The sequence below is a fragment of the Streptococcus sanguinis genome, from assembly GCF_026781265.1.
In the GTDB taxonomy this organism is placed as follows: Bacteria; Bacillota; Bacilli; order Lactobacillales; family Streptococcaceae; genus Streptococcus; species Streptococcus sanguinis_T.
In genome coordinates this window covers 55,690-67,126 of the sequence record NZ_JAKUVC010000003.1, presented here as the reverse complement: position 1 = coordinate 67,126, position 11,437 = coordinate 55,690, and the positions used below count along the sequence as shown (strand labels likewise).

Genomic DNA, 11,437 nt, shown 5'->3' with positions numbered 1-11,437 from the left:
ACCCTGTCAATACCTTTTCTAATATTTTTACATTTTATTTTTTTACTAAGTATAAAGTTAATTCTTTGTAAGAAGGGGCTTGTTTATATCATCTGACAGTATAACTTTCTATAAAATAAAAAGGTTGAGAATTATGCTCTCAACCTTTTTTTATCATTTATTTGACTTCTAACAAGCCAATATCTCCATCCTCTCGACGGTATATGACATTTGTGCTGCTATCCTCTGCATCGGAATAGATAAAGAAATCGTGCCCCAATAAATCCATCTGCAGAATCGCTTCTTCCAAGTCCATCGGCTTCAAATCTATGTGTTTTGAACGGACAACCTTTGACGGAACTTCTTCTGCTTCTTCAACAAAGGAATCTGTGAACAGCTGGCTTGTAGCAACTTTATTGCGATTCTTTCTTTCAATCTTGGTCTTATTTTTGCGGATTTGGCGCTCAATCTTATCTGTGACCAAATCAATTGATCCATACATGTCCTGAGAGATATCTTCTGCACGAAGAGTGATGGAGCCTAGCGGAATTGTCACTTCCACTTTCGAAGTCTTTTCACGGTAAACCTTGAGGTTCACACGTGCATCAAGTTCTTGCTCTGCTTGGAAATACTTCTCAATCTTCTCAAGTTTAGAAACTACGTAGTCACGGAGAGCATCTGTTACTTCTAGGTTTTCACCACGGATACTATATTTAAGCATATAAGTACCTTCTTTCTAAACATAAATGTTTTATTTATAATATCATTATAACGCTTTCATTCCTTTTTTGCAAATTTTTTCTTATCTTGCGATTGAAAATGTCAAAATTTCTTTCACTCCTGCTTCCAGCAATATTTGCCTAGCCAATTGCAAGGTTTTTCCAGTCGTATAGATATCATCAACCAGCAAAATTTTATCTGGCAAATCAACTCCATTCTTAATTTCAAAAGCTTGCTGCGTCAGCAGACGCTCCTCACGTGTCTTGCTCGACTGTGCTAGGGTGTCTTTTTTCTCTAAGATATTTCTATATGCTACTTTTCCTGCATCTAGAATCCCCTGCACTTGATTAAATCCTCGAACTTGAAATTTTTCGACACTGACTGGAATCGGAACAATGGTATGCTCTCTAAACATTCTGACTGCTTTTCTAGCTGCTTTTGCAAATACAAAGCGCAATGCATAGTCTCCCTGAAACTTATATTGACTGAAATAAGCCTTCATTGCTTCATTATAGGTAAATAGTGACTGATGCTGGACTTGATTCCCCTCTTCCTCCCATTTTTGGCAATCTGTACATAAATCTGATTGTCCGTTGCGAAAACAGCGAGGGCAATGCTCTTCAGATATGCGTTCAAAATTTTGATAACAAGTGGAGCAGCAGCTTGGCCCTTCTTCTTTTAATAGAAAAAGCCGTAAAAAACTACTTTTGTCCTCCATTTGCCCTTTGCATAAAAGACACTCTGTCATAATCCCGCCTCCTTATTCATATCTCTCATTTCTCGAATTGCCTTTTCCATAGCAAGGGTAGTCCCATCATGAAAAAATAGCAGCTGTCCCGTCGGTCTATCCATACTACGGCCAACTCGGCCTGAAATCTGAACCAGAGCACTACGACTGAACAAGCGATGATTGGCTTCCAAGACAAAAACATCTACACCAGGAAAGGTTACCCCACGCTCTAAGATAGTCGTTGTCACCAAAATAGTGATTTCCTTGCGACGAAACTGTTCAACAATCTCCAGACGATTTTCTGTTGTGGAGGCAACAAAAGCTAGCTTTTCATCCGGCAAAGCAATCTGCAAAGCCTGAGCAACATCCTCTCCTCTTTGAATTTCTGCAGCAAATATCAAGAGAGGAAATTGAGTCTCCCTCTGTTTTTGTATATAGTTCAAAAGTTTAGGTGCTATTTTCTTCTTCTGAAGATATTTTTGAAAATCAGATAACCAAACTTTCTGAGGGATGGTCAAGGGATTACCATGAAATCTTCTGGGAAGACTCAGGCGTTTCAGCTCACCTTTTTGAACTCTTTTATCCAGTTCATCTGTGGAAGTGGCTGTCAGAAAAATAGTTGTAGCATCCTCCTTTACAGAACGTTCTACAGCGTGATACAGCATGGGATTATCCACATAAGGAAAGGCGTCTACCTCGTCAACAATCAGCAAATCAAAAGCTTGATAAAATTTTAATAGCTGGTGAGTGGTAGCAATTACCAAGGGACTGCGAAAATAAGCTTCTGACTCCCCATGCAGAAGGGCTATTTCACAAGAAAAGTCTTCTTTTAGGCGCCGATAAAGCTCTAAACAAACATCAATCCGCGGACTGGCCAAGCAAACAGAACCACCTCTATCAATAACTCTTGCAAGCACTTGGTAAATCATTTCTGTTTTTCCAGCGCCAGTAACAGCATGCACTAACGTATTCTGCCTTTTCTCTAGCGCATCAAGTAAGCCTTTGGAGACCTTCCCCTGAAACTCTGTCAGTTTCCCCTGCCATTTAAGCACCTGATTTTTAGGAAAATCCTCTTGAGGAAAATAGTAGAGTTTTTGGTCACTCCGCACCCGTCCCAAGATTAAGCATTCTCTACAATAATAAGATCCAACCGGCAGTTGATTTTCTCGTTCAATCAAGCTGTTGCATCGTCCACAGAGGAGCTTGCCTTTTTCTTCTTGGATACTGGGAATTGCTTTTGCTTGTGCTCGCAAGCTAGGCTCCAACTGACTTTCTGTAAATATCCGTCCTAAACAATCTTGTAACTCTAACATACTTATTTATTCGTAATTTTTTGGCAAAATTCATCTTTTTTTGTAAAATATAGTTATGGAATTTAAGACAATTAAAGAAGATGGCATGGCTCAGGAGGAAATTAAAAAATCCCGCTTTATCTGCCATGTGAAAAGAGTTTACTCCGAGGAAGAGGCTCGCGCTTTTATCGCTGCTATAAAAAAAGAACATTACAAGGCTACCCATAACTGCTCTGCTTTTATCATTGGAGAAAAGAGCGATATTAAGCGGACCAGTGATGATGGGGAGCCCAGCGGAACAGCCGGAGTTCCTATGCTGGGAGTTCTAGAAAAGCATGAATTGACCAATCTTTGCGTTGTGGTTACTCGCTATTTTGGCGGTATTAAACTAGGAGCCGGCGGTCTGATTCGAGCTTATGCCGGCAGTGTTGCTCTGGCTATTAAGGAGATTGGACTGGTTGAAATAAAAGAACAGGCTGGCCTACGCCTAAAACTGTCTTACAGCCAATATCAGGATTTCGCGAATTTTCTCAAAGCAGAAAATCTTGCTGAATACGATACTGAATTTACAGATACTGTCTCTACTCTTCTTTTCGTTGATAAAGGTGAAAGAGAACTGCTCAAAGATAAGCTAACTGATTTTTTTAAAGGCAAATTAGAAATGATAGATCAAGGACTGCGCCAAGTAGAAGTCCCCTTGACACTTTGATATAAAGAAAAGCTATGGCTCTCATAGCTTTTTTATATTTTACAAAGCTCTTGTTTCATTTTATACTAATTCTATTAAATTATATTGAGGTATGTATCCTATGTCACATATTTATCAAAATATTACAGAACTAATTGGGCAAACCCCCATTGTCAAATTGAACAACTTGGTTCCAGAAGGAGCCGCTGAGGTTTACGTGAAGTTAGAAGCTTTCAATCCTGGCTCTTCTGTTAAAGACCGGATTGCTCTCAGCATGATTGAGGCTGCTGAACGCGCTGGCCTTATCAAGCCCAGCGATACCATCGTTGAAGCAACCAGCGGAAATACTGGTATTGGCCTTTCATGGGTTGGAGCAGCCAAAGGCTATAAGGTTGTCATTGTTATGCCAGAAACCATGAGTGTGGAGCGCCGCAAGATTATCCAAGCCTATGGGGCAGAGCTAGTCTTGACTCCGGGCAGCGAAGGGATGAAAGGGGCTATTGCAAAAGCACAAGAAATCGCCCAAGAACGAAATGGCTGGCTGCCGCTGCAGTTTAATAATCCAGCCAATCCAGAGGTTCACGAACGAACAACAGGAGCAGAAATTATCGCTGCTTTCGGTGAAACTGGACTGGATGCTTTTGTTGGCGGTGTCGGAACTGGCGGAACTATTTCCGGTGTATCTCACGCTCTCAAAAAAGTTAATCCGGACATCCAAATCTACGCAGTTGAAGCAGACGAATCTGCTATCCTTTCTGGTGAGAAGCCAGGTCCTCACAAAATCCAAGGACTTTCAGCTGGATTCATTCCAGAGACCTTGGATACAGCAGCCTACAACGGTATTGTCCGCGTAACTTCTGATCAAGCACTGGAATTCGGACGCTATATTGGCGGTCAGGAAGGCTTCTTAGTGGGAATTTCATCTGCTGCTGCTATTTTCGCAGCTATTGAAGTAGCAAAAAAACTAGGAGCTGGCAAAAAAGTCCTTGCTCTGGCACCTGATAACGGCGAACGCTACCTATCTACTGCTCTCTATGAATTTGATGCTTAGTATTTTTGAAAAATATGTCCATTTCAACTTAGTACTCAACTATGAATTGAGTAGCAATTCTATCCAAGCAAAATATCCTGTTCTCTTATTGAACAGGATATTTTTTAAACTTTTTCTTCTTTTAAGAACTTTTTTGCCTCTTTGATCCAGATAGGCAGCTGTCTGCCTAAAGGCTCAAAACCAATTTTACAGCGGTCGTTTGAAAAGCGGTGGCGTCTAGGGAGGCGGTGCTTTTCTTCTTCTAGGGTCCGCATGGACAGACTGGACTTCCCAGAAAATTCATCATAGTCCACAACCTGGACCAAGACTTGCTGGCCAATCTTTACACTATCATGGATATTTTCAATATAGCCCGGACGAATTTCTGAAATATGAATCAGACCAATCGTTCCGTTTTCCAGCTCAACAAAAGCTCCATAAGGCTGAATCCCTGTGATTTTGCCTTTTAATTTATCACCGATTTTCATCAGTCTTCTACCTCAATGGTCTCAATCACAACATCTTCCACCGGCTTGTCCATAGCCCCCGTCTCAACAGCTGCAATCTTGTCCAAAACTTGGTAGGATACTTCATCAGCCAGCTGACCAAAGACAGTGTGGCGCCGATCCAAATGCGGTGTTCCTCCCTGACTGGCATAGACTTCAGCGATAGCTTCAGGCCAGCCGCCGCGGCTCAATTCCTTAGCTGAATAAGGAAGATTTTTATTTTGAACAATGAAAAATTGACTGCCGTTAGTATTTGGCCCAGCGTTTGCCATGGAAAGAGCCCCACGGATATTGTACAATTCTGGTGAAAACTCATCTTCAAATTTCTCGCCATAAATAGACTGACCGCCCATACCAGTACCAGTAGGATCACCACCCTGAATCATAAAGTCCTGAATAATGCGGTGGAAAATCACGCCATCATAGTATCTATCTTTAGCAAGGGCAATAAAGTTGGCTACTGTTTTTGGTGCCTGTTCTGGAAAAAGCTGAACTTTCATGTCCCCATGATTAGTCTTGATAGTCGCTTTTGGACCTTCTGCTGCTGCAAGTTCTACTTGTGGAAAATGTAATTCTTTTTCTACCATACCTAACTCCTCTAAGGCGGCAAAAATACCGTCTTCTTCTACTGTTTTTGTAATATAATCTGCTCTTTTTCGCAGTTCTTCATGGGAAACGCCCATGGCAATGCCAATTCCGGCATAGTCAAATAATTCCAGATCATTGAGTCCGTCACCAAAAACCATGACATTTTCAGGTTTCAAGCCCAGATGCTCGACAATCTTGGAAACTCCGGCTGCCTTGGAACCTTCTGTCGGTAAGACATCTGACGAATGAGGATGCCAGCGAACCAAGCGCAGATGCTCCGCTAACGCCTCTGGCAGCTGCAGGCTATCTCCTCTATCTTCAAAGGTCCAAAGCTGATAAATATCCTGCTCTAAATGAAAGTCTGGATTAACAGGCAAATCTGGATAAACCACATCAATGGCCTCTGAAATCAGAGAATTTCGATTGGACAAGGCTGCTCCATGGCTGCCGACCAGACCATAGTCAATCCCTTCCTCCTGAGCCCAAGCAATATAGGACTTCACTCTATCAGACGGGATAACTGTCTGAGAAATCACCTTCCCTTTGCTGTCTTCGACATAGGCTCCGTTCAGAGTAACGAAAAAGTCTGGCTGCAAAGCTCTCAATTCCGGCACGACACCAAACATTCCTCGTCCAGACGCAATACCCGTCAAAATCCCTTTGTCTTTCAACTGCTTGAAAACTGTCTGTATAGAATCTGGAATAAAACCTGTATCCTTGACCCGCAGGGTATCATCTATATCGAAAAAGACAATTTTTATCTTTTTTGCCTTATACTTTAATTTCGCGTCCATATCTCCCCTTGTCCAATCTTAATCTTTTCTATTATACCATTAAAAGTCTTCTTGTGGGACAAGATGGTGCTGAAAAGCATAAACAACTGCCTGAGTGCGGTCGCTCACCTCCAATTTGGACAGGATATTGGAAACATGAGTCTTGACTGTTTTGAGGGAAATGAAGAGCTCATCCGCAATCCGTTGATTTTCATACCCCTTGGCTAAAAGCCCTAAAATATCACGCTCACGAGCGGTCAAATCCTCATGGAGCTCGATATGGTTACGATGATACTCCACTTTCTTACTGACCTCTGTTTCAATGGCAAATTCTCCCTTGGCAACTTTTTTTATGGCACGAAGAATTTCTTCCGCACTGGAAGTCTTAAGCATGTATCCATGAGCACCTGCATCCAGAACAGGATAAATTTTTTCATTATCCAGATAAGAAGTCAAAATCAGAATCTTTGCCTCTGGCCACTCTTTTAAAATGGCCAGTGTCGCTTCAATCCCATTCATCTCAGGCATGACGATATCCATGATAATCACATCCGGAAGACTTGCTAAAGCTTGCTCAACGCCTTCTTTACCATTGACTGCTTCAGATACTTCAGCTATACCATCTTGCAGTTCCAGGTAACTTTTCAATCCCAATCTGACCATCTGGTGGTCATCCACTAACAATATCTTCATGATCTTCTCCTTCTAGTAAAGGTATCGTGATTTCAATAGAAAGACCTTTTCTGGGGGCTGTCAAAAGCTTAAAGGTGCCCGCCATATCCCGTACACGGTCTTCCATATTTTTCAAGCCGTAGCTGAGTTCATCCTGAGCCAGCGGATCAAAACCAACGCCATTATCAGATACCTTGATTTTAAGTTCATTAGGTGCCTGATAGAGGTAAATATCTAGTCGGCTGGCTTGGGCATGCCGCAGTGTGTTGTTGATAATTTCCTGCATAATCCTGAAGACATGCTCCTCCATCTGTTTGGGTAGATGCCCAACCTGATGATTGAAGTGAACATCAATGTCGCTTTTATCAGTCAGCTCCTTGATAATCACATCCATACCTTCGACCAGAGTCTTATTTTCCAACTCTGTAGGCCGCAGGTGGAGCAGGAGAATCCGCAAATCCTTCTGGGCTGTGTCCAGAATATCGGCAATCCCCTTGAGCTGCTTTTGCAGTTTTTGTCCATCGAGCCGTTCTACATTCCCAGCCACTCCTGAAAGAATCATATTGGCTGCAAATAATTCCTGACTGACAGTATCGTGCAAGTCACGCGCAATCCGCCGCCGTTCTTTTTCAATAATTTTTTCTTCTGTCTGCAGGGTTTGGTTTTCAGACTTCTGGAGATTCTCTGTTAAACGGTGCAGCCTTCTCTCGAGCTGGTGCAGAGAACGATCCAACTCGGGCTGGTCTGTCGGCTCCATCCTCCGTCCATCCAGCAAATTCCGAAGATTTTTTTGCACATGGGCTACCGACAGATATTGTATCAAGCGGGCCGCAATCACAATCAGAATAGTCAGTGATAAACCGATAATCACAACAAAGAACACAAAAGACTGCAACAGCTCCAAATCATTAAAGAGCTCCTGCCAAGTGAAATCAAAAATATTGAAAATATAATGAAAGATGATAAATAAGATAAAGAAAGTATAGAGGAGAATGAGAAAATAATTTGATTTCTTCACTTTCTAACAACCTCCACATTTCCTAAGAAGCTGACGAGGACTATCTTCACTGTCTTATTAGCCCGTTTATAGTCTGGTGTCGTCAGCGAAATGGTTTCGTTGCGCAGCTTGCGAGATGGATGATGTAGAAAGTTTAGTTCCCCGTAAAGAGTATTGATTTGCAACTGAATTTCCACATCCAGCGGCACAATAATCTTGGTATCGCCAAAACCTTTTCGAATGACAATGACATTATCATGGTTGACCAAAATCACGTCTTCCAAATGAATGGTGTCTTTCCCAACGATGCGCAAAAGATTGATGTCGTGAAATTGGCAGCTGTCCTTAGAAAAATGCTGCAGGTCCCCCAACCAGCGATTTTTTTCACTCTGAATTTCCACATCTTCTTCGTAAACGAGATGAGTTTCTTGATTTTCCTTATAGATATAAGGGTAGGCCACAATCATCCCATAAACAAGCGCAAATAAAAGGGCAGCAATGACGTAGGGATTGAGCATGATAATGAAAAACAGCATAATCATGGAAGCGACCAGCAGAAAATTCCCTTTTTGCTTGCCGAAGTAATAATAGAGCAACAGCAAAAAAAGGACCAAGATAATGACAACTCGTGAAAAATCAGCTGCCAACATGGTCACCAATGCCATGGATAATAAGACTGTTTCAACAAAGACAAATAATTGAACCTTCCACATAGCCATTTCCTTTCTCTACCTTCCTATTTTAACAAAATTAAAGCAAAAATCCTCCGTCCAAGGCATGAAATGGGGAAATTTGTCCAGCAAAAAAGAAAAAACCATCCGTTTTAAGATAAAAAACTTAAAATGGATGGTTTATTAATCAACTATCAGATGAGCTGGAACTAGTTCCATGTCCGCTATCTTCAGACGATGAGCTGCTCTTTGAGTTGCTACTAGACGATGAAGATGACGAGCTAGATGACGATGGTGTTGTTGCTTCTGTCACGTAAAGAGTGATTTTTTCATTGGACTTGAGGTCAATTGTCTGACCTGCCGCTGGTGACTGGGAAGTTACCAAGTCTGCCTGAGTTGAAGTGACCGAACGGTCAACAACTCGCTCAATTCGAGACGAAGAAATTCCCATTTGAATCAAGTAAGAACGTGCGTTGGCGTAGGTGTACTGCATGCTTCCAAAGTCAGGCATGGCCACACTAGTTACTTCTTTCGCCACTGTCAGCTTGATCTTATGATTAGAAGTCAAATCATAGGTCGAACCAGCTGCCGGTGACTGGCGAATGACCTGACCTGGCTCGTACTCGTCCGATTCCTCCTCAACAATCTCAATCAATTTCTCAGGAACCTTAAAGTTTTCCTTCAGATCTTTAACAGCCGCGTCTTTCAGTCTCTCAGTATAATCTTCCATTACAAAGGTCTTGGGTCCCTTGGAGATAATCAGGTCAATCTTGCTGCCTTCGCGGCGCTGACTGTTGGCCTGTGGATCAGTTTTAATGACTTTGCCGGATTCGATATTGTCGCTGTATTCTTCCTTTTCCTCTCCGACAACCAGCTTCTTAGCTTCAATAGCAGAGCGAGCCTCTGCTACAGTCTGGCCAGAAACATCTGGCACGCTGGTATTGGACGGGCTATTATAGAGAAGGACGACAAAGGCAGCCAAAACCAATAGGACTGCAAAGAAAAGTACCTTGTAACGCGTTCTCAAGCGACGTTTCTTTGGAGCTTTCTTAACCGCATCAGATGTCTCTTCCTTGACTTCAGCCGCTTCCGCTTTAGGCGGTGTTGACTTAACAGGTGGAACTGCCGGCTGAGGTACAGGTGAGATTTTTGGCAAGGTCTTGGTGTCTGCTTTCGCTACATCATCAAAGACTAATTTCTTTTCATTGCGGCGCTCGTAGGATAAGCTACTGGACAAGTCAACATACATCTCTGCAACCGACTGATAGCGATCCGTCAGTTTTTTGGCTGTTGCCTTAATGACTACGTTTTCCAATGCTTGAGGCACATTAGGATTTTCAGAAATGATGGATGGCAGCGGCTTTTGGAAATGCTGAAGAGCAATCGTAACGGCACTATCCCCATCATAAGGGATATGACCTGTCAGCATCTCATAAAAAATAATCCCCATCGCATAAATATCACTCTGAACAGTTGCTTTAGAGCCACGTGCCTGCTCAGGAGATAGATAATGAACCGAGCCCAGCATAGAGTTAGTCTGAGTCAGACTTGTCTCTGCAAAGGCCACCGCAATCCCAAAGTCTGTTACCTTGGCATTGCCATCCGGGGTTAAGAGGACATTTTGTGGTTTCAGGTCACGATGGACAATACCGCGTGTATGCGCTAAGCGCATTGCTAGCAAGATTTGTCCCATGATTCTGACTGCTTCTTCATTTGAAATCGGAGAATTCTCTTTGATATAGCGCTTGAGGTCAAGACCTGCCACGTATTCCATAGCCAGATACTGCTGGCCATCTTCTTCCCCAATATCAGTAATCCGAACGATGTGTGGATGGTCCAAGTCAGCCATCGCCTTAGCTTCCCGCTGGAAACGCGCGACAGCGATAGGATCTGTCTGGTAATTGGTCCTAAGAACCTTTACCGCAACTTCCTCACCATCCAAAATCAAGTCCTTGGCCAGATAGACATCTGCCATGCCTCCGCGGCCAATCTGCTTGATGATTTTATATCGCCCGGCAAAGATTTTGCCGATTTGAATCATGCCTTATCCTCCTTGTCAAAGCGAACCAGAGCAACTGTGATGTTATCCAGTCCTCCAGCATTGTTGGCAAAGCGAATTAAGGTTTGTGTTTTTTCAGACAGGCTGATGTCGCTAGTGACAATGTCACAAATTTCACTGTCTGAAATCATATTGGTCAGACCGTCACTGTTGAGCAGAAGGTAGTCACCATCTTCCAAGGTAATCATGCCATAGTCAGGCTGTACTTCGTCTTTTTGACCAATAGACTGGGTAATGATATTCTTCTGCGGATGACGCTCTGCTTCTTCTGGAGTAATCTGTCCAGCTTTCAACAAAGCATTAACAAGCGAGTGGTCATTAGTCAGCTGACAGTATTTATCACCGCGAATCAAGCCGATGCGAGAATCACCGATATGGGCATAGATGGCTTGATTATCAATGATAGCCAAGGCTTCCAAAGTCGTGCCCATGCCCTTGTATTCTTCATCTTGACCAAACTGATGAATGCGCTGATTTTCCTCTTCCAAGTGCTCCGCAAACCATTCACGCACTTGATTCACCGAATCAATCTGTGTATCAACCCAGGCAGCTCCTAAGTCTGTCACAGCCATTTCACTGGCAATATTTCCCGCTCTGTGACCACCCATACCATCTGCCAAGATGATAAGGGTCTTGCCCGCCCGATTCACAAAAAGATTGGCATAATCTTGGTTATTTGTACGCTTTTGACCAACATCTGTTAATAATGAAATTTCCATACTGTCAGTTTCC

12 protein-coding genes are annotated in these 11,437 nt (G+C 42.7%); 2 read left to right on the top strand and 10 right to left on the bottom strand.

The window, feature by feature from the left end; all coding sequences use genetic code 11:
• Window positions 1–157 precede the first annotated feature (157 nt).
• From hpf to MK370_RS05695, 3 genes are all read right to left on the bottom strand, one after another.
• Window positions 158–700: a ribosome hibernation-promoting factor, HPF/YfiA family gene (gene hpf, locus MK370_RS05705; protein WP_268684518.1), complete on the bottom strand. Its 543-nt coding sequence runs from the start codon at window positions 698–700 to the stop codon at window positions 158–160.
• 81 nt (window positions 701–781) lie between these two features.
• The gene (locus MK370_RS05700) at window positions 782–1,447 is read right to left on the bottom strand and encodes a ComF family protein (protein ID WP_268684517.1); all 666 of its coding nucleotides are present in this window, start codon (window positions 1,445–1,447) and stop codon (window positions 782–784) included.
• Complete coding sequence (locus tag MK370_RS05695) at window positions 1,444–2,742, bottom strand: DEAD/DEAH box helicase (protein WP_268684516.1); 1,299 nt, start codon at window positions 2,740–2,742, stop codon at window positions 1,444–1,446. The genes MK370_RS05700 and MK370_RS05695 overlap by 4 nt, the downstream gene beginning before the upstream one ends.
• A 55-nt stretch (window positions 2,743–2,797) precedes the next feature.
• Here MK370_RS05695 and MK370_RS05690 point away from each other — a divergent pair, with 55 nt between their 5' ends.
• Window positions 2,798–3,430 (top strand): YigZ family protein, encoded by a 633-nt coding sequence (locus tag MK370_RS05690; protein ID WP_268684515.1) that lies wholly within the window; start codon window positions 2,798–2,800, stop codon window positions 3,428–3,430.
• A 100-nt stretch (window positions 3,431–3,530) separates the two neighbouring features.
• Entirely contained in the window at window positions 3,531–4,460 is a 930-nt protein-coding gene (cysK, locus tag MK370_RS05685) for a cysteine synthase A (protein WP_268684514.1), read from the top strand.
• Between the two features lie 104 nt (window positions 4,461–4,564).
• On the opposite strand, the gene MK370_RS05680 is transcribed toward cysK, so the two are convergent.
• The 7 genes from MK370_RS05680 to MK370_RS05650 form a co-directional block, all read right to left on the bottom strand.
• Window positions 4,565–4,927: a S1 RNA-binding domain-containing protein gene (locus MK370_RS05680; RefSeq protein ID WP_002901252.1), complete on the bottom strand. Its 363-nt coding sequence runs from the start codon at window positions 4,925–4,927 to the stop codon at window positions 4,565–4,567.
• Window positions 4,927–6,327: a bifunctional Cof-type HAD-IIB family hydrolase/peptidylprolyl isomerase gene (locus tag MK370_RS05675; RefSeq protein ID WP_268684513.1), complete on the bottom strand. Its 1,401-nt coding sequence runs from the start codon at window positions 6,325–6,327 to the stop codon at window positions 4,927–4,929. The genes MK370_RS05680 and MK370_RS05675 overlap by 1 nt, the downstream gene beginning before the upstream one ends.
• A 39-nt stretch (window positions 6,328–6,366) precedes the next feature.
• Complete coding sequence (locus MK370_RS05670) at window positions 6,367–6,999, bottom strand: response regulator transcription factor (RefSeq protein ID WP_268684512.1); 633 nt, start codon at window positions 6,997–6,999, stop codon at window positions 6,367–6,369.
• Window positions 6,977–7,996 carry a sensor histidine kinase gene (locus tag MK370_RS05665; protein ID WP_268684511.1) on the bottom strand — a complete coding sequence of 340 codons (1,020 nt, stop codon included), beginning with the start codon at window positions 7,994–7,996 and terminating at the stop codon, window positions 6,977–6,979. Before MK370_RS05665 ends, MK370_RS05670 begins: the two co-directional genes overlap by 23 nt.
• Window positions 7,993–8,688, bottom strand: a complete 696-nt coding sequence (gene liaF / locus MK370_RS05660; RefSeq protein ID WP_002893496.1) for a cell wall-active antibiotics response protein LiaF — start codon at window positions 8,686–8,688, stop codon at window positions 7,993–7,995. The genes MK370_RS05665 and liaF overlap by 4 nt, the downstream gene beginning before the upstream one ends.
• Window positions 8,689–8,833: 145 nt before the next feature.
• Complete coding sequence (gene pknB / locus MK370_RS05655) at window positions 8,834–10,687, bottom strand: Stk1 family PASTA domain-containing Ser/Thr kinase (protein WP_268684510.1); 1,854 nt, start codon at window positions 10,685–10,687, stop codon at window positions 8,834–8,836.
• The gene (locus tag MK370_RS05650) at window positions 10,684–11,424 is read right to left on the bottom strand and encodes a Stp1/IreP family PP2C-type Ser/Thr phosphatase (protein WP_268684509.1); all 741 of its coding nucleotides are present in this window, start codon (window positions 11,422–11,424) and stop codon (window positions 10,684–10,686) included. The genes pknB and MK370_RS05650 overlap by 4 nt, the downstream gene beginning before the upstream one ends.
• Between the last annotated feature and the right edge of the window lie 13 nt (window positions 11,425–11,437).